This window comes from Streptomyces sp. NPDC047974 (genome assembly GCF_040653375.1).
In the GTDB taxonomy this organism is placed as follows: Bacteria; Actinomycetota; Actinomycetes; order Streptomycetales; family Streptomycetaceae; genus Streptomyces.
Map to the genome: position 1 here is coordinate 1 of NZ_JBEZNU010000013.1, position 20,971 is coordinate 20,971.

20 protein-coding genes are annotated in these 20,971 nt (G+C 74.4%); 12 read left to right on the forward strand and 8 right to left on the reverse strand.

Features of this window, described 5'->3' with window-relative positions:
• Nucleotides 1–237: 237 nt before the first annotated feature.
• Nucleotides 238–915 (reverse strand): ScbR family autoregulator-binding transcription factor, encoded by a 678-nt coding sequence (locus AB0E19_RS19455; RefSeq protein WP_362181286.1) that lies wholly within the window; start codon nucleotides 913–915, stop codon nucleotides 238–240.
• Between the two features lie 131 nt (nucleotides 916–1,046).
• On the opposite strand from AB0E19_RS19455, the gene AB0E19_RS19460 reads away from it, so the two are divergent.
• The 3 genes from AB0E19_RS19460 to AB0E19_RS19470 are packed head-to-tail and all read left to right on the forward strand — an operon-like array spanning nucleotide 1,047 to nucleotide 3,664.
• A complete protein-coding gene (locus tag AB0E19_RS19460; protein ID WP_362181289.1) occupies nucleotides 1,047–1,997 on the forward strand; it encodes a ScbA/BarX family gamma-butyrolactone biosynthesis protein in 951 nt (316 codons plus the stop codon).
• Nucleotides 1,998–2,035: 38 nt separating this feature from the next.
• A complete protein-coding gene (locus AB0E19_RS19465) occupies nucleotides 2,036–3,013 on the forward strand; it encodes an NAD-dependent epimerase/dehydratase family protein (protein WP_362181292.1) in 978 nt (325 codons plus the stop codon).
• 45 nt (nucleotides 3,014–3,058) lie between these two features.
• Nucleotides 3,059–3,664, forward strand: a complete 606-nt coding sequence (locus AB0E19_RS19470) for a TetR family transcriptional regulator (protein ID WP_362181295.1) — start codon at nucleotides 3,059–3,061, stop codon at nucleotides 3,662–3,664.
• A 26-nt stretch (nucleotides 3,665–3,690) separates the two neighbouring features.
• Here the strand turns inward: AB0E19_RS19470 and AB0E19_RS19475 are convergent, their stop codons facing one another.
• From AB0E19_RS19475 to AB0E19_RS19490, 4 genes are all read right to left on the reverse strand, one after another.
• Nucleotides 3,691–4,908: a sensor histidine kinase gene (locus AB0E19_RS19475; RefSeq protein ID WP_362181298.1), complete on the reverse strand. Its 1,218-nt coding sequence runs from the start codon at nucleotides 4,906–4,908 to the stop codon at nucleotides 3,691–3,693.
• 152 nt (nucleotides 4,909–5,060) lie between these two features.
• Nucleotides 5,061–6,152 (reverse strand): magnesium and cobalt transport protein CorA, encoded by a 1,092-nt coding sequence (locus AB0E19_RS19480; RefSeq protein ID WP_362181301.1) that lies wholly within the window; start codon nucleotides 6,150–6,152, stop codon nucleotides 5,061–5,063.
• 53 nt (nucleotides 6,153–6,205) lie between these two features.
• Nucleotides 6,206–7,537, reverse strand: a complete 1,332-nt coding sequence (locus AB0E19_RS19485) for a D-arabinono-1,4-lactone oxidase (RefSeq protein ID WP_362181304.1) — start codon at nucleotides 7,535–7,537, stop codon at nucleotides 6,206–6,208.
• Between the two features lie 179 nt (nucleotides 7,538–7,716).
• On the reverse strand, nucleotides 7,717–7,872 hold the full coding sequence (locus tag AB0E19_RS19490) for a hypothetical protein (protein ID WP_362181307.1): 156 nt from the start codon (nucleotides 7,870–7,872) through the stop codon (nucleotides 7,717–7,719).
• A 15-nt stretch (nucleotides 7,873–7,887) separates the two neighbouring features.
• Here AB0E19_RS19490 and AB0E19_RS19495 point away from each other — a divergent pair, with 15 nt between their 5' ends.
• Both AB0E19_RS19495 and AB0E19_RS19500 read left to right on the forward strand, forming a co-directional pair.
• Nucleotides 7,888–9,135, forward strand: coding sequence for an alanine racemase (locus AB0E19_RS19495; RefSeq protein WP_362181309.1), 1,248 nt, complete (start codon nucleotides 7,888–7,890; stop codon nucleotides 9,133–9,135).
• A gap of 83 nt (nucleotides 9,136–9,218) precedes the next feature.
• Complete coding sequence (locus AB0E19_RS19500; RefSeq protein ID WP_360610817.1) at nucleotides 9,219–9,824, forward strand: TetR/AcrR family transcriptional regulator; 606 nt, start codon at nucleotides 9,219–9,221, stop codon at nucleotides 9,822–9,824.
• 141 nt (nucleotides 9,825–9,965) lie between these two features.
• Here AB0E19_RS19500 and AB0E19_RS19505 read toward each other — a convergent pair whose 3' ends face one another.
• On the reverse strand, nucleotides 9,966–10,196 hold the full coding sequence (locus AB0E19_RS19505) for a twin-arginine translocase TatA/TatE family subunit (RefSeq protein WP_362181313.1): 231 nt from the start codon (nucleotides 10,194–10,196) through the stop codon (nucleotides 9,966–9,968).
• 150 nt (nucleotides 10,197–10,346) lie between these two features.
• On the opposite strand from AB0E19_RS19505, the gene AB0E19_RS19510 reads away from it, so the two are divergent.
• The gene (locus AB0E19_RS19510) at nucleotides 10,347–10,877 is read left to right on the forward strand and encodes a BlaI/MecI/CopY family transcriptional regulator (RefSeq protein ID WP_362181317.1); all 531 of its coding nucleotides are present in this window, start codon (nucleotides 10,347–10,349) and stop codon (nucleotides 10,875–10,877) included.
• Between the two features lie 4 nt (nucleotides 10,878–10,881).
• Nucleotides 10,882–11,823, forward strand: coding sequence for a M56 family metallopeptidase (locus tag AB0E19_RS19515; protein ID WP_362181320.1), 942 nt, complete (start codon nucleotides 10,882–10,884; stop codon nucleotides 11,821–11,823).
• A 23-nt stretch (nucleotides 11,824–11,846) separates the two neighbouring features.
• On the opposite strand, the gene AB0E19_RS19520 is transcribed toward AB0E19_RS19515, so the two are convergent.
• Nucleotides 11,847–12,302, reverse strand: a complete 456-nt coding sequence (locus AB0E19_RS19520) for a tellurite resistance TerB family protein (protein WP_362181323.1) — start codon at nucleotides 12,300–12,302, stop codon at nucleotides 11,847–11,849.
• Nucleotides 12,303–12,665: 363 nt separating this feature from the next.
• Between AB0E19_RS19520 and AB0E19_RS19525 the strand changes: the two genes are divergently transcribed.
• From AB0E19_RS19525 to AB0E19_RS19540, 4 genes are all read left to right on the forward strand, one after another.
• Nucleotides 12,666–13,538, forward strand: coding sequence for an alpha/beta fold hydrolase (locus tag AB0E19_RS19525; protein ID WP_362181326.1), 873 nt, complete (start codon nucleotides 12,666–12,668; stop codon nucleotides 13,536–13,538).
• A 187-nt stretch (nucleotides 13,539–13,725) separates the two neighbouring features.
• A complete protein-coding gene (locus AB0E19_RS19530) occupies nucleotides 13,726–14,517 on the forward strand; it encodes a DUF4239 domain-containing protein (protein WP_362181329.1) in 792 nt (263 codons plus the stop codon).
• A 92-nt stretch (nucleotides 14,518–14,609) separates the two neighbouring features.
• Nucleotides 14,610–15,491: a YhjD/YihY/BrkB family envelope integrity protein gene (locus tag AB0E19_RS19535; protein WP_362181332.1), complete on the forward strand. Its 882-nt coding sequence runs from the start codon at nucleotides 14,610–14,612 to the stop codon at nucleotides 15,489–15,491.
• 73 nt (nucleotides 15,492–15,564) lie between these two features.
• The gene (locus tag AB0E19_RS19540; RefSeq protein ID WP_362181336.1) at nucleotides 15,565–17,436 is read left to right on the forward strand and encodes a choice-of-anchor A family protein; all 1,872 of its coding nucleotides are present in this window, start codon (nucleotides 15,565–15,567) and stop codon (nucleotides 17,434–17,436) included.
• Between the two features lie 17 nt (nucleotides 17,437–17,453).
• Here AB0E19_RS19540 and AB0E19_RS19545 read toward each other — a convergent pair whose 3' ends face one another.
• The gene (locus AB0E19_RS19545) at nucleotides 17,454–18,443 is read right to left on the reverse strand and encodes a LacI family DNA-binding transcriptional regulator (protein ID WP_362181339.1); all 990 of its coding nucleotides are present in this window, start codon (nucleotides 18,441–18,443) and stop codon (nucleotides 17,454–17,456) included.
• 249 nt (nucleotides 18,444–18,692) lie between these two features.
• On the opposite strand from AB0E19_RS19545, the gene AB0E19_RS19550 reads away from it, so the two are divergent.
• On the forward strand, nucleotides 18,693–20,915 hold the full coding sequence (locus AB0E19_RS19550) for an RICIN domain-containing protein (RefSeq protein ID WP_362181342.1): 2,223 nt from the start codon (nucleotides 18,693–18,695) through the stop codon (nucleotides 20,913–20,915).
• Nucleotides 20,916–20,971: the final 56 nt, after the last annotated feature.

Here is a 20,971-nt window from a genome sequence, read left to right on the forward strand (position 1 = left end):
ACGGAGCGATCTTCGCCTCCGCCAGCGCACGCACCGACTCCCGGAGCATCTCGTGCTCCTCGGACGTCCGGTACAGGTCGAAGTCCTTGCCCATGGTTTCGAGCTCCCTGGAATGCTTGTGGCACTGAGTACCCTCAGCAAAACACACTCAGTGCCATGATGCCAGAGCGCCCCGACGGCGGAGTGCCGTCGGGGCGCAGACAAGACCGGTCGGTATGTTTTTGTCGGGTGCTCCGGTTACGCGTGGATGTCGGCCGGGACATCGTCCCGACGGTGCCGCCCCGCCTCGTACTCGGCCGCGAGGGCCCGCCCCCGCTCCGCGCTCATGTCCAGCTCCAGCAGGATCGACGGCGTGCATATCGACGGGATCAGATGCTTCATCAGCACCGTCGTCCGATGAGGAAGATCATTGCGATCGCACAGTACGGCGGACATCGTCTGGATTCCGGTGAACGCTCCGGAGAACAGTTCGGCCGTGTCCGTCACATTGACATGGCGGAGCAGCTCGCCGCGCGCCCGCGCCACGGTGAGGATGTCCGAGACCTGGTCGACCCAGGCCTGGAACGGGATGGCGCGGTTGACACTCACCGCTCCGCTGTCCAGGGCGAGCGCGACGCTCGCCTGCACCAGCGGGTCGTGCTGCAGGCGGTGGGCGAGCAGGAAGCCCTGGTCTATGAGCTCCTGGAGCTTGACCTCCTGCGGAGTGAGCGGCTCGTCGAGCAGCTGGGCGTCGAGGACGCCCATCGCGACCTCTTCCTTGGACGCAAAGTGAAAATACAGCGCACCCTTGGTCACTCCGGCGCGCGCGAGGATCTCCCCGACGGTGGCCCGCTCGTATCCGCGCTCCGCGAAGACGGTGGCGGCTGCTTCGAGGATCGTCCGTCGTGTTCGGATGGCACGCGCTTGTTGCGCCACAGGGCCCTCCCGCTGTCTCACTGTGTGCTTTCGCCGTGTGACGTGAAGCATTGAAAAAGAAACCGGAACGTACGTACCCTACGCCGGGCCGGGCAAGAGGCTCGGGGGGTAGGGCCACGGGGGGAACAGGCATGGACCGGCAGAATCCACAGGGGGAGACGGGGACGAGCGTCCCGGGAGAGTTCGTCCACCGGCACGATCCCCTGGACATCATCCCCACCGGCTGGACGCAGCTCGCGGAGAATCGCTTCTCCGTATCCGCCGCCTGGTCCACCGGGCATCCCTTCTTCTCCCCGGTCGATGGCGACCGGCACGATCCGATTCTGGTCGCCGAGACCATACGCCAGGCGACGATGCTCATCGCCCACGCCGAGTACGACGTCCCCGTCGAGTCGCAGTTCGTCCTCTGGGACCTCTCCTACGACGCCGAGCCCGACGCCCTCCTGGTGGACGACGGCGACACCGACCTCACCGTCGACGTGATCCTCTCCGACGTCCGCGGCCGGGGCCGGGGGCTGCGGGCGCTGCGCACCACCACGGTCCTCACCCGGGACGGACGCCTCGTGGCGACCGGGCGTGGTGTGGCGAGCTGCACCTCCGCCGCCGCGTACCGCCGGATCCGCGGCCCCCAGCTGGCCCTCCTCGGCCGGCCGGTGCCGCTGATATCCGGAATCGACCCCCAGTCGGTCGGCCGGGCGCGGCCCGAGGACGTGGTCCTCGGAGCGGGCCCCCTGCCCGGCCAGTGGCAGCTGCGCATCGACACCGGCCACCCCACGCTCTTCCGCCGCCCCAACGACCACGTCCCCGGCATGCTGCTCCTGGAGGCGGCCCGCCAGGCCGCGCACGCCACCGTCGGGTCCGAGAAGTTCTTCCCCTCGGTGATGAACGTCTCCTTCCACCGCTACGCCGAGCTCGACACCCCGTGCTGGATCACGGCAGAGACGGTCCCCGCCCTCGACCCCGAGACGTACGCCGTGCGGGTCTCCGGGCGCCAGGACGGCCAGTCCGTCTTCACCTGCACCTTCTCCTCGCCGACCGGCGCCGTCGCGCTCGCCGACGTCGACCGCCGCCTCGCCGGCTGACCGCCCGGCCGCGTCCGCCCTCTCACCGGAAGATCGTCATGGGAACCCGCCTCCTCGTCACCGGCGCCACCGGCTTCATCGGCGGCCGGGTCGCCGCCGCTGCCGCCGCGCACCCCGATCTCGACCGGGTGCGCCTGCTCGTCAGGAACCCGGACGCGGCCCCCGCCGCGCACCCGGACGCCCCCGCCGGCGGTCCCGTCGTCGAGACCGTCCAGGGCGACGTCCGGGACGCCGGGAGCCTGCGCCGGGCCTGCGAAGGGGTCGACGCCGTCATCCACTGCGCCTCCGCGATCGGCGGCGAGGAGGAGCTCCTGCGGGACGTCAACGAGCACGGCACCCGCGCGCTCGTCGACGCCGCCCGCCGGGCCGGAGTCGGCCGGATCGTCTCCCTCAGCACCGCCTCCGTGCACGGCCGGGGACCCTTCCGCGCCGCCGCCCCCGGCACCCTTCCGCTCGCCCCCGTGTCGGCGACCAGCCGGACCCGCGCCGCGGGCGAGCGGTACGTCCTGGACGCCAGCGGCACCGTCCTGCGCCCGCACCTCGTCTACGGGACCGGGGACCGGCAGGTGGTCCCCGGGATCCTGACGCTGCTCGCCGCGCTGCCCGGGCCGCTCGTCGGCAGCGGTTCGCTCCACTCGCTCATCGAGGTGGAGAGCCTGGCGGGCGCCCTGCTCGGCGCCGCGCTCTCCCCGGCCACCGGGCCCGGCGCGTACTACCTCGCCCACCCGGACCCGGTCTCCGACGACGAGCTGCTCGCCGCCGTCGAGCCCCTGCTCCCGGAGCCGGTGCGGGCCGCCCGGGGTCCCGCCGTGGAGTTCGCCGAGGCCCGGACGCTGCTGGCCGGGAACCCGCTCGCCGCGCACCACCTGGAGATGTTCGGCCTCGACCACTGGTTCGCCGACGAGCGCCCCTGGACCGACTTCGGCCGCGGCCCGGGCCCCGGCTTCACCGCCGTCTTCCCCCGCCACCTGAGCTGGTACCGGCGACTTCTCGCCGACCGCGCGGAAGCGGCATAGTCCGTCACCTCGGCGACCCCGCCGCGCGTCTATGGTGGGGGCACGATGACCAGTTTCCGTGAGAGTGTTCGGTCCCTGCTCCGGGAGCAGGTGCTCGATGCCGCCTACGGGCTCGTGGCGGCCGACGGGTGGGGCGTGCTGCGGATGACCGCCATCGCGCGGGCCGCGGGGATCAGCCGGCAGACGCTCTACAACGAGTTCGGGTCCAAGGAGGCCATCGGCGGGGCGCTCGTGCAGCGCGAGCTGGAGCGTTTCCTGGTGGGGATCCAGCGGGAGCTGGACGCGCACCGGGGGCAGCTGGAGCGGGCCGCGCGGGCCGGGGTGCGGTACACCCTCCAGCAGGCCGTCGACAATCCGCTGATCAAGAGCGTGCTCCTTGCCGCCCGGGGCGGGGCGGACGCCGATCTGCTCGCGTACCTGACCACGCGCACCGAGCCCGTCTTCGGGACCGCGATGACGCTGCTCGACGCGTACGCGATCGAGGCCTGGCCCGATGTGGACGAGGAGTCGCGGGGGCTCGCGGTCGAGACCATCGTGCGGCTCACCGTCAGCCACATCGTCCAGCCCGTCGCACCGCCCGAGGAGTCCGCGCGGCGGATCGCCCGCATCACCGCGCGGGTCGCCTACCCGGGCGGCGCTCCCGCGGCCTGACCGGGAGCGGGTCCGCCGGGGAGCGGTCAGGGCGCGGTCAGGGGGACGGCGGCCGACAGGACCGTGCCCTCGCCCGGGGCCGACTCGACCGTCAGGGTGCCGCCCAGCTGGCGGGCCCGGGTGCGGATCGCCGGCAGCCCGTGGCCCCGGACGCCGCCGCCCGCGCCGACCGCCGCCGGGTCGAAGCCCCGGCCGTCGTCGGCGACGTCCAGGACGACCTGGTCGTCGAGGTAGGTGAGGGTGAGCGCGGCGGTACGGGCGTCCGCGTGCTCCCGCACGTTGGCGAGCGCGCCCTGCGCGATCCGCAGCAGCGCCGACTGGACCCGGTCCGGCAGGCGGCGGGCCGGAACGCCCTCGATGTGACAGCGGACGGCGAGGCCGCCGGTGGACTCCCGGCGGGCCAGGGTGCGCAGGGCCTCGTCCAGGCCGCCGCCCCCGGCGAGGTCGGCGGGGGCCAGGTCGTGGACGAAGCGGCGGGCCTCGGTGAGGTTGTGCTCGGCGATCGCGGTGGCCGCGCGCACGTGCCGGTGGGCCGTCTCGGGGTCCGACCGCCAGGTGCGGTCGGCGGCCTGGAGCAGCATCTGCTGGCTGGACAGGCCCTGGGCGAGGGTGTCGTGGATCTCCATGGAGAGCCGCTGCCGCTCGGCGAGGGTGCCCTCGCGGCGCTCGGTGGCGGCGAGCTCCCTGCGGGTGCGGACGAGGTCGGCGATGAGCTCGCGCTGCCGCCGGGTCTGCTGGTCCATGCGGACGAAGACGGCGACGCAGAGGGCGGCGATCGCCGGCGGCGCGAGCAGGATGTCGAACTCGAAGCGGCCCGCGAGCCGCAGCTGCGCGGTGACCGAGACGACCGTGAGCAGCCCGATGAAGCAAGCGGCGACCGGCGGCCGTAGATCGCGCAGCCCGAGGTAGAAGAGCGGGATCGAGCACCAGGCGAAGCTCGGGGCCAGGAAGACCAGCGCGATCCAGGTCGCCGCGCAGGTGCCGAGCCACACGTGCCGCCGGGCCCGGTCGTCGGCGAGGGCGGGCTCGGCCACGTACAGCACCGCGAGCAGGGCGGCGAGGGCGACCACCCAGGGGGCGATCCCCTCGCCGGTGTGCCGCATCAGGAAGCGGGTCAGCGAGGAGCCGAGCAGCAGGAAGAAGCCCACGTGGAGCAGGACCCGGAACCAGCGGGCCTCGTCGTCCGCCGGCCGCGCGTCCCCCTCCGGGCCCGCCGCCGTCCCCGTCCCGTCCCACCGCGCCATGCCGTGCCGCACCTCTCCGCCGCCCGTCGATCGGATGAACGGAGCAAACCTCTCATATCCGCCGCTCGCGGCGCCTTTCCGGTCGTCTCGCACCCCTACGCCGCGCCCCCGGGGCGCGGCCCCGCGTCACGCTCCGTCCCGGGGTCCGGCTCCTACAGCCAGCCGTTGCGCCGGAAGCCGCGGTGGATGACGTAGCACGCCGTCGCGATCACCCCGAGGACCAGCGGGTAGCCGTACGTCCAGCGCAGCTCCGGCATGTGGTCGAAGTTCATGCCGTAGACCCCGCAGACCATCGTCGGCACGGCCACGATCGCCGCCCACGCGGTGATCTTCCGCATGTCCTCGTTCTGCGCCACCGTCACCTGCGCCAGGTGCGCCTGCAGCACCGAGTCGAGCAGGGTGTCGTACGAGGCGATCTGCTCGGTCACGCGGGAGAGGTGGTCGGTGACGTCCCGGAAGTACGCCCGGATCTCCGGGTCCACCAGCGGCATCGGCCGGGTCGCGAGCGCCGTCAGCGGGCGGGCGAGCGGGGCGACGGCCCGGCGCAGTTCGAGCAGCTCCCGCTTGAGCTGGTAGATCCGGCCCGCGTCGCGGCGGTCGGCCTGCGCGGAGAAGACCGCGTTCTCGATCGCGTCGAGGTCGGTCTGCACCGCGTCCGCGACGGCGAGGTAGTCGTCGACCACGTGGTCGACGACGGCGTGCAGCACCGCCGACGGGCCCTTGGTCAACTGCTCGGGCAGCTCCTCCAGGGCCTCGCGCAGGGGACCGAGGGAACCGTGCCCGCCGTGTCGGACGGTGATGACGAAGTCGGGGCCGACGAAGGCCATCAGCTCGCCGGTCTCCACCACCTCGCTGGTCGCCGTGAGCTCCTCGTGCTCGACGTACCGGACCGTCTTCAGGACGGCGAAGAGCACACCGTCGTACTCCTCGATCTTGGGGCGCTGATGGGCGTGGACGGCGTCCTCGACGGCCAGCGGGTGCAGGCCGAAGAGCTCGGCGAGGACGGTCAGCTCCTTCTCCGCCGGCTCGTGCAGGCCGATCCACACGAAGCCGTCGCCGGTGCGCCGCACATGCCGCAGCGCCTCCTCCGCGCCGCCGCCCCGGACGGTACGGCGCACGCCGTCGGCGTACACCACGCAGTTGACGACCGCGCTGCCGAGCGGCGAGCGCGCCGGGTGGCTCAGGTCCACGGTGCGGCGGTAGGTCCGGCGGACGGCGGTGCGCAGGCGCTGGATCACGGACACGGTGGTACTCCTTCGGCAGACCGGGTCAGTGTGCCACCGCGCGGCGCCGGGGGTCAGCCCGCCGCCGGAGGTGCGCCGAGGACGCGGTCGAGGTACGGATTGGAGAGGACGCCGGAGGGGTCGAGGGAGTTCCGCAGGGCCACGAAGTCGTCGAAGCGCTCGTAGCGGGGACGCAGCTCCGCCGCGCCGAGGTCGTGCATCTTGCCCCAGTGCGGGCGGCCGCCGTAGGAGCCCAGGATCTTCTGGCAGGCGTCGAAGTACCGGCGGTACGGCATCCGGTGGTACTGGTGGAAGGCGATGTAGCAGCTCTCCCGGCCCTGCGCGGTGGAGAGCCAGATGTCGTCGGCGGCGGTGAAGCGGACCTCCAGCGGGAACGACACCGGCTCGCCGCGGGCGTCGATCCACTTCCTCAGCTCGCGCAGCGCCTCGGCCGCGTGGGCGCGGGGGATCGCGAACTCGCCCTCGTGGAAGCGGACGTCGCGCACCGAGGCGAAGATCCGGTACGCGTGGTCCGTCCAGGACCGGGAGGACATCGCGCGGGCGGCGAAGCGGGTGATCGGCGGCACCAGGCGGGGCACCCGGGTGCCGAGCCGGTTCAGCGCCTCGAAGGCGGGGCCGCTCACGGCCTCGTCGAGGTGCCGGGAGAAGCCGCCGATGGGGGAGAGGGGCGTGTCGCCGGGCAGCCGGCGGAAGCGGCGGGTGAGCGTGGTCTCGCTGTGCGGGAACCAGAAGAACTCGAAGTGGTCGTTGTCCGCCACGAGTTCGTCGAGCCGGCCGAGGGTCTCCGCCACCGGCATCGAGGCGTCCCGGGCGTGCAGGGCGTACAGCGGGACGGTCTGGAGGGTGACCTTGGTGAGGATCCCGAGCGCCCCGAGGCCGACCCGGGCCGCCGCGAAGAGCTCCGGCCGCTCGGTCTCCGAACAGACCGTCACCGACCCGTCGGCGAGGACGAGTTCGAGCGCCCGGACCTGGGTGGCGATGCCGCCGAAGCGGACGCCGGAGCCGTGGGTGCCGGTGGAGATCGCGCCCGAGACCGTCTGCCGGTCGATGTCGCCCATGTTCTCCAGGGCGAGGCCGTGCGAGGCGAGCAGCGGGTTCAGCTTCCACAGCGGCATGCCGGCGCCGACGGTGACGAGCCCGGTCTCCGCGTCCACGGAGACGGCCGCGTCGAGCCGGTCGAGGCGGAGCTGCACGCCGGGGGCGACGGCGACGCCGCTGAAGGAGTGGCCCGCGCCGATCGCCTTGACCCGCAGCCCGTCCCGCACCGCGTCCTTCACGGCCGCCGCGACGTCCTCGGTGCTCGCCGGGTGCAGCACCCGCCGGGGGCGGGCCTCCTCGTTCCCGGCCCAGTTGCGCCAGACGGCGCCGTTCTCGCTGCTGCTCATGCCGGGCGGTCCCTTCGGCCGGTGTGGCGGGTTACCGCCGGTTCTCATTGTCCGGAAGGGTGGACTTGGACAACCGTCCAAGTCAAGGGTCGCGGAGTCTTGACTTGGACGGACGACCAAGAGACCGTGACGGCGTCGCCACCGGTTCCGGAGAAGCCGCGCACGGTCCCCGAGCGGGTTCACGAACGGGTCCGCAGGTCCACGAACAGGTCCACGACCAGGTCCCTGAACGGGTCCCCGAGCAGGTCCCTGAACGGGTCCCCGAGCGGGTCCCTGAACGGGTCCCTGAACGGGTCCCCGAGCGGGTCCCCGGACAGGTCCACGAGCAGGTCCACGAAAGGCCGCCCACCATGGCAAGCGCCCGCCCCGACGCCGCGGCCACCGCCGCCGTGCCCGTCCCGCGCCCCGCCGGCTTCGCCGACCTGGAGAAGGCGACCGCCGGCCTCCAGCCGCCCTTCGCCGTCGTCGACCTGGGCGCCCTGCGCGCCAACGCCGCCCAGATGGCCCGCCGCGCCGGCGGCAAACCGATCCGCCTCGCCAGCAAGTCGCTCCGCTGCCGCGCCCTCATCGACGAGGTCCTCACCCACCCCGGCTTCTCCGGCGTCCTCGCCTTCACCCTTCCCGAGGCCCTCTGGCTCGCCGCCCGGGACCCCGCCGTCGACGTCCTCGTCGGCTACCCCACCGCCGACACCGACGCGCTGCGCCGCCTCGCCGCCGACGAGGACACCGCCGCCCGCGTCACCGTCATGGTCGACTCGCCCGAACAGCTCGACCTCCTCACCGCGGCGATCGGCCCCTCCGGGCCGCCCGTGCGGGTCTGCCTCGACCTCGACGCCTCCCTCCGCCTGCTCGGCGGCCGTGTCCACCTCGGCATGCGCCGCTCCCCGCTGCACGCCCCCGCGCAGGCGGCGGCGCTGGCCCGCGCCGTCGTCGCCAGGACGCGGCTGCGGCTCGTCGGCGTCATGGCGTACGAGGGCCAGATCGCGGGCGTCGGCGACGACCAGCCGACCCAGGCCCGGCCGATGCGCGCCGCCGTCCGCGTGGTCCAGCAGCTCTCCGCCCGCGAACTGCGCGCCCGCCGGGCCGCCGCCGTCCGCGCCGTGCGGGAGGTGGCGCCGCTGGAGTTCGTGAACGGCGGCGGCACCGGCAGCCTGGAGTCCACCTCCGCCGAGCCCGCCGTCACCGAGCTCGGTGCCGGCTCCGGGCTCTACGCCCCCGCGCTCTTCGACCACTACCGGGGCTTCAGCCCGCTGCCCGCCGCCTTCTTCGCGCTCGCCGTGGTCCGCCGCCCCGCCCCCGGCACCGTCACCGTCCTCGGCGGCGGGTGGGCGGCCTCCGGCGCGCCCGGCCCCGACCGGCTCCCCGTCCCCGTCCACCCGGCCGGGCTGCGGATGCTCGGCGCCGAGGGCGCGGGCGAGGTGCAGACCCCGCTGACCGGACCGGCGGCCGACACCCTCCGGGTCGGTGACCGCGTCTGGTTCCGGCACGCCAAGGCGGGCGAGCTGTGCGAGCGGGTCGACACCCTCCACCTCGTGGAGCACGACCGGATCGTCGACGCCGTCCCCACCTACCGGGGCGAGGGCATGGCCTTCCTGTAGGGCCTCGACCCGGGGCCCCGACGCGGCCCCTGCGGTACGTTGACCCGGCCCGCCGTCCCCACCCTCCCCGAGGAGCCCGCGCCATGCCCCGACTCTCCGCCGCCGAGCGCCGCGAGCAGCTGGCGGAGGCGGCGATCCGGGTCATGATCCGCGACGGCGTCGGCAAGGCCACCACCCGGGCCGTCGTCACCGAGGCCGGGGTGCCGCTCGGCGCCTTCCACTACTGCTTCCGCTCCAAGGAGGAGCTGTTCCAGACCGTCATCGAGCGGATCATGGAGCGCAACCTCCCGCCGGCCGACCTCGCCCACCCCGAGGGCGCCACGCCCTTCGAGAAGGTCCGCGCCGTCCTCCACGCCTACTGGGAGCAGGTCCTGGCCCGCCCGGACGAGCACCTGGTCACGTACGAGGTCACCCAGTACGCGCTGCGCCGCCCCGGCCTCGCCGACCTGGCCCGCCGCCAGTACCGGCACTACCTGGACGTGAACCGCGCCCACCTGGAGTCGATGGCCCGGGCGGCCGGTCTCGCCTGGACCGTCGACCTCGCGGTCCTCGCCCGCCACGGCCTCGGCGTCCTCGACGGCCTCACCCTCACCTGGCTGATCGACCGCGACGACGAGCAGGCGCTGGCCGCGCTCGACGAGTACGCCCGCTACCTGGCGTCGGTCTCCGAGCCGCTCCCCGCCGCGTGACGCGTGCGGCCGGTGTCTCGGCGAGTGCCCCGGTCGGCGCCTCCGTCCGTGCGTCCGCCGGTGCGCCTGCCGGTGCTTCCGTCCGTGCGTCCGGCCGCGCTTCCGTCCGTGCGTCCGGCAGTGCGTCCGGCAGTGCTTCCGTCAGTGCTTCTCGGCGGCGGCGGGAGTGCCGCCGGCCGGGGCCGGGGTGTCCCTGACCGTGTAGGTCGCCGTCGGCTCCCGGTGGGTGCCGTCGGCCTTCATCTCCCGCGCCTCGGCCTTGAGGATCCGGGCCGCCTTGCCGGCGTTGCGGGCCAGCTCCGGCAGCTTCCGCGCGCCGACCACCAGGGCGACGACGACCAGCAGGATCGCGATCTCGCTCAGACCGAACATGGGGTGACACTCCTGGCGGGAGACGGGACGGGGTCCTGACCCGCGTCAATCTACAGGGGCGTAGAAGAACCGGGTAGGGTCGCCCCCCGAACGATGAACGGCACCCGGGTGGCCCGGACGAGCGGCCGGGAACGGGAAGGCGGACGAGGGATGAAGAAGCGGGACGCCGAAGGGGCGGGACCCGGCGGCGCCGCGCCCCGGCGCGGCCAGGGCGAGCTGGAGGCGCAGGTCCTCGCGGCGGTGCGGGCCGCCGGGGGTCCGGTCACCGCGGGCCGGGTGCGGGAACGGCTCGGCGGGGGGCTCGCGTACACCACCGTCATCACCATCCTCACCCGCCTCCACGCCAAGGGCGCCGTCGCCCGCGAGCGCGCCGGCCGCTCCTTCGAGTGGACCGCCGTCGCCGACGAGGCCGGGCTCGTCGCGCTCCGCATGCGCCGTCTGCTCGACGGCGAGGGCGACCGGCAGGCCGTTCTCACCCGCTTCGTCACCACCCTCCCCGCTTCCGACGAACAGCTCCTGAGGGCCCTGCTGGCCGGTGCGGAAGCCGAAGGAGAAGGGGAAGCCGAAGGGGAAGGAGAAGGGGAAGGCGAAGGAGCAGGAGAAGGGGAAGGCGAAGGAGCAGGGGAAGGGGGAGGGGCGGGCGACAGGGAAAGAGGAGGCGACGGGGCGGGGGAGGGGTGATCCCATGGGCGTCTTCGTCTTCCTGCCGCTCCTGCTGCCGCTGACCGCCTGGCCCGTCGCGCGCCTCGCCGAGCACCAGCTCCACCCGCGCGCCGCGACCCGGCTGCTCACCGCCGTCGCCGCCGTGCTCGCCGTCTGCAGCACGCTCTGCCTCGCCCTCCTCATGGTCGTGGGCACCGCCCAACTGCCCGGCAACCCGCTGCCCGACGCCTGGTCGGACCCGGAGGTGCGGGCCGCCCTGCCCTACGACGAGATCGCGGGCCGGGCGGCGATCCCGGCGCTCCTCGCGCTGGTCGCGGTCTGCGGCCGGGTGCTGCTGCGCCACCGGAGCGTCCGCCGGCGGGCCGCCCGCGCGCTCGCCGGGCTGCCGGACAGGCCGGTCGCGGTCCTGCCGGACCCGGAGCCGTACGCGTACGCCCTGCCGGCGGCGGCGCGCCGCTCCCGCGGGCGGATCGTGGTCAGCCGGGGCATGCTCGACCGGCTCGGCCCGGCCGAGCGGCGGGCCCTCTTCGCCCACGAGAGGGCGCATCTGACGGGGCGCCACGACCGGCTGCTGCTCGTGGCGCGGCTCGCCGCGGCGGCCAACCCGTTCCTGCGCCCGCTGCGCACGGCCGTCACGTACTCGGCCGAGCGGTGGGCGGACGAGGAGGCGGCCGCGCGGGTCGGCAGCCGGCGCGTGGTGGCGCGTGCCATCGGGCGGGCGGCGCTGGCCCCCGGCGGCGCGCGACCCGCGTCCCTGCCGGGCTTCGCCGTCGCCGGGCCCGTGCCGCGCCGGGTCGCCGCGCTCCTCGCGCCGCCGCCCGCCCCGCGCGCCTGGCCGCCGGCCGGCACCGCCGTCGGCCTCGCCCTGTGGGGCGCGGTGGTCGGCGTCGCCGTCTCGGCCCTCTCCTCGGCCAACTCGGCGCTGACGCTCTACGCGGTCCTCAAGGCGGCGACCCCGCTCTGACGGCCCCTCGCGGAGGGTGCGGCTCAGAGGTCGAACTCGTGCGGGGGCAGGCCGAGGGCGAAGCAGGCCTCGCGGACGACGGCCCGCTCGGTGGGGTCGAAGTGGCCGTCGGCCCCGCCGATGACGATGCCGATCTGGACGACGGCCCGTGCCTCGGCCGGCTTCTTCCCCGCCTTGGCGACCTCCTGGAGGACGGCGACCTTCCCGAAGTCGAAGTCGGCGGCGAGCCGGTCGAGCTGGGCGTCGAAGCGCCGCTGGAGGTCGGCCGCGTCGAAGTTCCGCAGCACCTCGTTGGCGGCGATCAGCTGGGCCACCCGCCGCCGCTCGGCCGGGTCCACGCTCCCGTCGGCCGCGGCGACCAGCGCGCACATCGCCATGCTCGCGTCCCGGAAGGCCCCGCTGGTCAGTTCGTTCTTCCGTGCGGTCAGCTGGGTCTGCATGGTCGAGGCGGACTCCTTGATCCGGTCCCACAGCGCCATCGTCGGCTCACACTCCCTCGGTCGAACTTCTACAGTGTTGTAGAAGTTACCAGTCCGAAAAGACGTGGCCGGGACGGGGGAGGGCTGTTACGGTCGGCCCCATGTGCTCCGTCATCCCGAACTTCCGCGCGAACCGGCTCCGTTCCGCACGCTGACCACGGTCCCGGCCCACCCCGGCCCGTCCGCGCGCCCGCAGCCGCGCCTTCCCCAGGCGCGCTCCCGCGGGTTCCCGCGCGCCTTCGCGCGCTGTCGCGCCTTCGTGCCCGCGGGCTGTCGCGCCTGCGTGCCGTCACGCCTTCGCGTCCGCCGGTCCCGAGGTCCACGCGTCCACCGTTTCGCCTCAGGATGACGAGGATCCCTCCCATGCGCTCAGACCAGCGCCCCACCTTCGTGTTCGTGCACGGCGGTTCCAGCAACGCCCGTGCCTGGACCCCGCTCATCAACGAGCTGGCCCTGCGCGGCCACCGCTCGTACGCCGTCGACCTGCCCGGTCACGGCGACACGGCCACCGGCCCCGCCGCCTACCACCGGCCCGGCGCGGACCGTGCCGACCTCACCCACGAGCCCTCCCCGATGAGCGGCGTCACCCTCGCCGACAACGTCCGGCACGTCGTCGGCGTCCTGCGGAGGCTCGCCGCCCACGGCCCTGTCGTCCTCGCCGGCAACAGCCTCGGCGGACTCACCCTCACCGCCGTCGTCAACGCCGCCCCCGAGCTCGTCGACCGGGTCGTCTACCTCTCGGCGCTCTGCCTGGCGGACCCCGCCATGCTCACCGAGCCGTGGGACGTCGTCGACGACAACCTGCTCGACGCGGCGGCGGCCCGCATCGCCGTCCCCCACGAGGACCCGGCCGGCGACCCCGGAGTCGTCCGCCTCGACTGGCGCCGCGCCCACGCCGACCCGGAGACCTTCGCGGCGCTGAAGGCCGCCATCATGGCCGACGCCCCCGATCCCCTCTTCCGCCACTTCCTCGACACGCTCGACGCGGACGAGAACCACGCCGTCCTGGAGGCGGGCGCGCTGATCCGGCCCGAGGCCTGGCGCAGGGTCCCCCACACCTACGTCCGCCTCGCCGCCGACCGCGGCCTCACCCCGGCCGTCCAGGACCACATGATCCGCAAGGCGGACGCACTCACCCCCGACCACCCCTTCGACGTGCACACCCTGCCCACCTCGCACGTCGGGTACTGGAACCGGCCCGAACTCTTCGCCGACCTCCTCGCCCGACTGACCTGACCCGACCCGACCCGGTCTGACCTGACCTGACCTGACCTGACCCGGCCCGGTGGCCGCCGTACTCCCACGGTGGTCACCGGGCCGTCCTGCCGCGTCACCCGATGGAGTGCACTCTCCCCCCGCGCCGGGGGCGTACGCCTCGGTAGTGGTCCAGGGGCCGCGCGCCCGCTCCCTAGACTCCGCGCCCATGTCGCTCTGGCTGCTCAACCACTTCAGCTCCTTCACCCTCGCCGTCGTCCTCGTCGGCGGGACCGTCGTGTTCGCCGTCGCGGGCAGCGTGCTGCTCCGCCGCCGCCACCCGTCGCTCGCCGAGGGGGAACACAACGACATGGTCGGCGTGACCCTCGGGATGTTCGGCGCGATCTACGGGATCATCCTCGCCTTCGTCATCGTCACCCTCTGGACCCAGCTGGAGAGCACCCAGACGATCGTCGCCGCCGAGGCCACCGACGTCGCCCTCATCGCCCGGGACGCCGCCGCCTTCCCGCCGCCCGTCCGGGCCGAGCTCGACGCCGCGCTCAGCGACTACGTCCACACCGTCGTCGAGCAGCAGTGGCCGCTGATGCGCGAGGGCCTGCCGCGGTACGGCGCCACCGAGCGCAGCCTCGTCGACGCCTTCGAGGTGCTCCAGGCGTACGACCCGAAGACCCCGCGCGAGGAGGTGTTCTACGAGGAGGCCGTCTCCCACCTCAACGACGTCGCCGCCCAGCGCCGCGCCCGGATCACCATGGCCGAGCAGGAACTGCCGCCGCTGCTCCAGGTCCTCGCCTTCGGCGGCGCGCTCGTCCTCGTCCCGCTGACCTTCCTGTACGGGATGCGGCGGCTGCGGATCCAGCTGCTGTTCGTCGCCGCCGTCGCCGCGCTGATCGGCTTCAGCCTGCTCCTCGTCCTCGTCCTGGACCGGCCCTTCGCCGGCGACCTGAGCGTCAGCCCCGCCCCGTACAAGGAGGGCGCGCTGGCCCGTTACTGGGAGCGGTGAGCCGCCCGTTCGGCCGTCGCCGGATGGCCGGGGGAGCGGCGGCGGTGTCCCATGGGCGGGAGGACCGGCGAGGCGGGGCGGGAGGCGGCGCGATGTCGTGGGTGAACCGGCTGCGGAGTCTGCGCGCCGGCGCCGAGCGGCGCTTCCCGGTCCTGACCGAGGTCACCGAACGGCTCGTCGGCGGCAACCTCCTCGACGCCGGCACCCGCCTCGCCGCCCAGGCCTTCCTCGCCGCGATCCCTCTCCTCTTCGCCCTCGCCGCCTTCGCCCCCACTCCGGTCCGCGACCAGCTCAGGGAGTCGCTGCGCGCCATGTTCGGCCTCACCGGCGCCGCCGACCAGGAGCTCCAGCAGGTCTTCGACCGGACCGCCGACGACGCGGTGCGGGAGACCACCGGCGCCGTCGGAGCCCTCGTCGCCCTGGTCTCCGCCACCAGTTTCAGCCGGGCCATGGCCCGCGTCTGCGAGCGCGCCTGGGGCCTGCCCAAGGCCGGGACCCGGATCGCCGCCTGGCGGTGGGCGGTCTGGCTGCTCGCCCTGGTCGTCGTCGTGTTCCTGCAGGCGCCGATCCGGGACGGCTTCGGCGCCGGCGCCTGGCTCGGCGTCCCGCTCTTCTTCCTCCTCGCCACGGGCGTCTGGCTCTGGACCCAGCACCTCCTGCTCGCCAACCGCGTCCCCTGGCTGCCGCTCCTGCCAGGGGCCCTGCTGGGCGCCGCCGCCTCCACCGCGCTCGGCGTCACCGCCCGCCTCTACATGCCGGGCGCCCTCAACCGGGCCCTCGCCGAGTACGGCTCCCTCGGCCTGGTCCTCACCCTGCTGTCCTGGCTGATCGTCGTCTGCGCCGCGCTGACCTTCGCCTTCACCATCGGAGCCGTACTCGCCCGGGAACCGGCCCTCGCCCGCCGGCTCGGCACCGACCGGATCGACCCGGCGGGCGCCGCTCCCCACGGGGGTCCCGGGGATCCTGACGGGTGAGCGGCCGCCCCGGCCGGCCCAACGGCGGACCGCACCGGTGGTGGGCCGCCCGCCGCCCTCCGAGACTCCCCGCATGACACTGCTCACGCCCCGCCGCCCGGCGCTCCGCCGGCGGCGCGCCGGGACGACCGGCCTCGCCTGCGCCCTGGCGCTCGCGTCGGTCCCCGCCCTGGTCCTCGGCCCGGCCGCCGCGCCGGCGGCCGCCGCGACCCTCCCGGGGGGCCTCGGCCCCTGCGTCGACGGCGATCCGCCGGGCTGCCCGAGTCCCTTCCCCCCGATCGACAACGGCGCGGTCAAGGGCCGCGACGACGCGATCAACATCTACGTCGGCGCCGACTACCTGGTCAGGGGCCGGGCCGCCGAGGCCGAGGGCCGCGTCGTCGTCCTCGACGACTTCGACATGAACAAGGCCGCGCCCGGCGTCTACAACATCGGCGAGGTCGGCGTCGGCTCGAAGGTGGCGCCCTCCGAGGACGGGGACTGGCTCACCACCGGCGGCGACATCACCGTCGCCGCGGAGCAGCGGGTGCTGGCCGAGGCCGGGGTCGTACGCCACGCGGGCACCGTGACCGGCCTGGTCCAGGCCCCTCTCGAACAGGACGACGACGCCACCGCCCCCTACACCGCCCTGCGGGACGAGCTGACGGCCGCGAGCCAGTGCTACGCGCGGGTGGACGGCGCCCCGCGCACGCCCACCGGCACGGCCGTCAACGAGGGCGGCCGGACCCTCTTCACCGGCGACGGCAGCTCCGCGCTGCAGGTCTTCGACGTCGGCTTCGACCTGGTCGCCGCGAACGGCGGCCAGCAGGGCATCGTCTTCGCCGGCATCCCCGCCGACGCGACGATCCTCGTCAACGTCACCGGCGGCCCCGCCCGGACCCTCCACACCTACAGCGGCGGCATCGCCGACAACGACGACCCGCTCAACGCCTACCGCGAGCGGCTGCTGTGGAACTTCCCCGACGCCACCGAGGTCACCCTCTCCGGCACCGGCCAGTTCCAGGGCAGCTTCCTCATCGGCAACCAGGCGTCCACCACGACCGTCAGCCTCCCCGGCATCAACGGCCGCTTCCTCACCACCGGCTCCCTCACCCACACGAGCCTCGGCGAGAGCGGCGGCCAGGAGTTCCACGCCTACCCGTTCACCGGAGACCTCCCGGACTGCGACACCCCCCAGGTCGTCACCGGTGACGTGACGGTCCTCAAGACGGACGCGGAGAGCGGGGACCCGCTGCCGGGTGCGACGTTCCGTCTGTGGGAGGAGACGAACGGCGTCGACGGCCTCCAGACCGGTGGTGACGACCCGGACACCGCGGTCGGCACGCCGTGCGTGACCGGTGCGGAGGGTGAGTGCGAGCGGACGGTGGAGACGGGGACGTACTACTGGCAGGAGACGCGGGCGCCGGACGGGTACGACCTGCCGGCCGACCCGGTCTTCGGCCCGCTGGTGCTGACGGAGGCGAACGCGTCCGCGGGCGTCACCGTGCGGGCCGCCAACTCCCGTACGCCGATCCCGCCGGGGAGCGGCTCCCTGAACCTCGTCAAGACCGACGCGGAGAGCGGGATGCCGCTCGGCGGCGCCGTCTTCGAGCTGTGGGAGGAGACGAACGGCGTCCCCGGGCCGCAGACCGCCGGCGCCGGTCGCGACACCCTGGTCGGCGCGCCCTGCACCACCGGTTTCGCCGGGATGTGCGGCTTCACGGACCTCGACCACGGGACGTACTACCTGCGGGAGACCGCGGCCCCCGACGGGTACCCGCTGCCGGCGGAACCGTTCAGCGGGCCGTACGTGGTGAGTGCCGAGCAGGAGTCCGTCTTCGTCACCCTGGACAACGAGCGGGGCGACGAGCCGGGTCCGGGCCCGGACCCCTGTGAGCCGAAGGGCTACGGCGACGAGGGGTACGGCGACGAGTGCCCCGCCACGGGGCGTACCACCGCGGCCTGACGCCGGGCCGGGGGGCGTCAGGACACCGGGGCGGTGCTCTCGCCCGGGGTGAGCGTGGGGAGGAGGAGGCGGGAGACGGCGGTGCCGGGGGCGGCCGGGGCGAGGGCGAGGTCGACGGCCTGCCGGGCCATGGCCCGCTTGGGGAGGGTGACGCTGGTCAGGGCCGTACCGGAGAGCAGCCCGGCGGGGGTGTCGTCGTGGGCGACCACGGACAGGTCGTCGGGGACCGTGCGGCCGAGCGAGCGGGCGGCCTCCACGGCGGCGACCGCGAGGACGTCGTGGGTGGCGAAGACGGCCGTGGTGTCGGGGCGGTCCCGCAGGGCGTCGAGCGCGGCGTCGAAGCCGCCCCGGAAGGTGGGCTCCGTCGCCGTCCGGACCGCGTCGTCGGGCAGCTCGACGCCGTCCTCGCGGAAGGCCCGCCGGAATCCGGCGGCGCGGACGGTGTGCGCGGGGCTGGCGAGCACCAGCGCCCGCTCGTGCCCGAGCGCCCGCAGGTGCCGGCCCGCGAGGTGGCCGCCGTGCTCGTAGTCGACCGTGACGACCGGGAAGCCGGCCGGCAGCGCGGCCTCCCAGGCGCAGAGCACCACCGGGAAGCGGGCGTCCGCGAGGAGCGGCAGATGACCGGTGAGGTCCTGGTCGCCGGCGATCAGGAGGGCGTCGACGGAGCGGCTGGCGAGCGCCGCCAGATGGCGCCGCGCCCGCTCCCCGTCGAGGCGGGTGGTGCACAGGAGCAGCCGGTGGCCCCGCTCCTCCAGCGCGTCCTCGACCTCCTCGACCACGTCCGCGTAGAACGGCACCGAGACGGTCGGCACGAAGAGCCCGACGGTGCGGCTGCTGCCGGTGGCGAGCGAGCGGGCCACCAGATTCGGTACGTAACCGAGCTCGTCGATCGCGGCGCGGACGCGGGCCTCCGTGGCCGGGCGCACCGCCACCCGCCCGGTGACGACATTGGAGACGGTCTGCTTGGTGACGCCCGCCCGCTCCGCCACGTCCTGCATGGTGACCATGACGCCCGTCGCCCCCGCCCCGCCCGTCGCTCCCGCCCGGCTCGCAACGTAACCGGGCCCCCACCTGCGGTCAAGGCGTCGGCGCCGCGTCCCGCGCGTCCGCCGCTCGGTCAACTCCCTTGTGGAGAAAGCGAGTCGTCCCGCGCAGGGCTCTTGTTTTACCGGTCAAATGCGCCCTAGGGTCCGAGCCGTCAGCGGCCCGACTCCTCCACCCAGGGAGTACTCGTGCACCTTCCGCGCACCAGATTCGTGAGCACGCTCGTCGCGGCGGCCCTCGCCGTGTCCGGCGGCGCGGCCCTCGCCGCCCCCGCCCCCACCCCCGCCTCGACGTCCGAACCCGCCCCCGCCCCCGCGCCGTACTCCGCGACCGCCACCTACACCGTCACCGTCGGTGCCAAGGGCACCTGGAACCGGCCCGACGACACCCCCGCCAGTCCCTACGTCGACAAGGACGGCACCTTCTACTACCAGCAGGCGCACGCCCTCTACGGGGCGACCGACCCCCGCAAGTGGACCTTCTACACCGGCACCGACTTCGACTCCGCCACCCGCTCGTCCGCGATCAGCGACGCGGTGAACCCGGCGAACTCCGCCGACCGCAACAACGACACCACCTGGCGCTGCAACAACAGCGTCACCGGCGTCGAGTCCACCCCGGCCCCCGCCGGCAGCGGCTACGCCCACCGCAACTACTGCGACCTGACCGGGATGTGGGTCGACCCGGACACCGGCGACTGGTACGGCCTCGTCCACAACGAGTTCACCCCGCAGCCCTTCGCGGACGGCATCCACTACGACGGCATCGACTACGCCGTCTCCGAGGACCAGGGCCGGACGTGGACCGTCAAGGACCACGTCATCACCTCGCCGTACAGCACGCGGCGCGGCGACACCGCCGCCTTCCCGCAGCAGACCTACCACTACGGCACCGGCGACCCCCGGCTCTTCGTCGACACCGCCTCCGGCTACTTCTACGCCTTCTACGGCTCCCGGATCGTCAACAAGGGCGGCGGCTGGGCCGCGTTCTACGGGCACGTCGCCCGCGCCCCGATCTCCGGGAAGATGGCGCCCGGCTCCTGGCGCAAGTGGTACGACGGCGCCTGGACCCAGCCCGGCGTCGGCGGCCGGGAGTCCACCATGGTCCCGGTCGGCGCGGGCGGCACCACCGGCTACGTGCCGACCGCCGACGAGTACGACCCCGCCAACGCCGGCACCGTCGCCCAGCAGGTCGCCGCGGGCCTGACGCCCGCGACCTCCCCGCTCTTCGTCATGGACATCACCTACAACGCCCACCTCGGCCTCTACATCGGCGAGCCGCAGGCCGTCGACCAGAGCGGCAACGCCCCCCAGGAGCTGTACGCCACCGCCGACCTGACGACCCAGAAGTGGTTCCGGCTCGGCGACACCGGCAGCTACCGGACCGCGTCCTGGTACCGCTGGTTCCTCGACGCGGGCAACCGCACCTCCTCCGGCATCGTCGGCAAGGACTTCCGCGCCTACTGCTCCTTCGGCTGCTCCGGCGGCGCCAGCGGCGAGTACGTCGACCTGAGCATCGGCACCGACCAGCCCGCGGCGCCCGTCGACACCGGCCGCGCCTACCGGATCGCCGCCGGCGGCGGCCGGGTCCTCGCCCAGGTGTCCGGCGGCACCGCCGCCACGTCCACGGCGGCCGCCACCGGCTCGGCCCTGGAGCACTGGACCTTCACCGCCAAGGGCGACGGCTCCTACCGCATCGCCAACGCCGCCACCGGCGGTCTCCTCGGGGTCGCCTCGAACGGCGCCGCCACGCGCGCGTGGGGCACGAGACCCACGGTCACGGCGGCCGCCTCCGGCACCGGCCAGGACTGGTTCGTCCTCCCCGGCGCCTCCGCCGCCGACAACACCCCCACCGGCACGTACAAGCTCGTCAACCGGCACAGCGGGCTCGTCCTCGGACTCTCCGCCACCGCGACCCGCGCCGCCGAGACCACCCCGGCCCGCAGCTGGACCGACACCAGCGGCAGCCCGGTCGGCGGCGGCCGGACGGCGGCCGAGCAGGCCCTCACCCTCACCCCGGTCGGCGACGCCCCCCGGAAGGTCACCCTCACCACCGGCGGCAAGGCCCTCGACAACCCCGACAGCAGCACCGCGAACGGCACCGGGCTCGTCACCTGGACGCCGAACGGCGGCGCCAACCAGAAGTGGACGCTCACCCCGCACGCCGACGGCGGCCACGAGCTGCGCAACCTCTCCTCCGGCAAGTGCGCGGACATCGAGGGCGGTTCCACCGCCGCCGGCGCCCGGGTCATCCAGTGGACCTGCCACGGCGGCGCCAACCAGCGCTGGACCCTCACGACGCTCCCCGACGGCACCACCACCCTCGCCTCCGTCCGCAGCGGCCTCCTCCTGACCACCGCCTCCTCGGGCAACGGAGCCCAGGTCACCCAGCAGCCGGACACCGGGACCACCCGCCAGCGCTGGACGCTCGGCTGACCCGGGCCGTTCCGGTGCCGGGCGACCGGGCCCGCGCACCCGCGGGCCGCCCCTCT

Bases quoted from the DNA above. Each gene is read 5' to 3' on its own strand.
- AB0E19_RS19460 (WP_362181289.1), top strand. From the start codon at position 1,047: ATGGACCGGCAGAATCCACAGGGGGAGACGGGGACGAGCGTCCCGGGA.
- AB0E19_RS19465 (WP_362181292.1), top strand. From the start codon at position 2,036: ATGGGAACCCGCCTCCTCGTCACCGGCGCCACCGGCTTCATCGGCGGC.
- AB0E19_RS19470 (WP_362181295.1), top strand. From the start codon at position 3,059: ATGACCAGTTTCCGTGAGAGTGTTCGGTCCCTGCTCCGGGAGCAGGTG.
- AB0E19_RS19475 (WP_362181298.1), bottom strand. From the start codon at position 4,908: ATGGCGCGGTGGGACGGGACGGGGACGGCGGCGGGCCCGGAGGGGGAC.
- AB0E19_RS19485 (WP_362181304.1), bottom strand. From the start codon at position 7,537: ATGAGCAGCAGCGAGAACGGCGCCGTCTGGCGCAACTGGGCCGGGAAC.
- AB0E19_RS19495 (WP_362181309.1), top strand. From the start codon at position 7,888: ATGGCAAGCGCCCGCCCCGACGCCGCGGCCACCGCCGCCGTGCCCGTC.
- AB0E19_RS19500 (WP_360610817.1), top strand. From the start codon at position 9,219: ATGCCCCGACTCTCCGCCGCCGAGCGCCGCGAGCAGCTGGCGGAGGCG.
- AB0E19_RS19505 (WP_362181313.1), bottom strand. From the start codon at position 10,196: ATGTTCGGTCTGAGCGAGATCGCGATCCTGCTGGTCGTCGTCGCCCTG.
- AB0E19_RS19510 (WP_362181317.1), top strand. From the start codon at position 10,347: ATGAAGAAGCGGGACGCCGAAGGGGCGGGACCCGGCGGCGCCGCGCCC.
- AB0E19_RS19515 (WP_362181320.1), top strand. From the start codon at position 10,882: ATGGGCGTCTTCGTCTTCCTGCCGCTCCTGCTGCCGCTGACCGCCTGG.
- AB0E19_RS19520 (WP_362181323.1), bottom strand. From the start codon at position 12,302: ATGGCGCTGTGGGACCGGATCAAGGAGTCCGCCTCGACCATGCAGACC.
- AB0E19_RS19525 (WP_362181326.1), top strand. From the start codon at position 12,666: ATGCGCTCAGACCAGCGCCCCACCTTCGTGTTCGTGCACGGCGGTTCC.
- AB0E19_RS19530 (WP_362181329.1), top strand. From the start codon at position 13,726: ATGTCGCTCTGGCTGCTCAACCACTTCAGCTCCTTCACCCTCGCCGTC.
- AB0E19_RS19535 (WP_362181332.1), top strand. From the start codon at position 14,610: ATGTCGTGGGTGAACCGGCTGCGGAGTCTGCGCGCCGGCGCCGAGCGG.
- AB0E19_RS19540 (WP_362181336.1), top strand. From the start codon at position 15,565: ATGACACTGCTCACGCCCCGCCGCCCGGCGCTCCGCCGGCGGCGCGCC.
- AB0E19_RS19545 (WP_362181339.1), bottom strand. From the start codon at position 18,443: ATGGTCACCATGCAGGACGTGGCGGAGCGGGCGGGCGTCACCAAGCAG.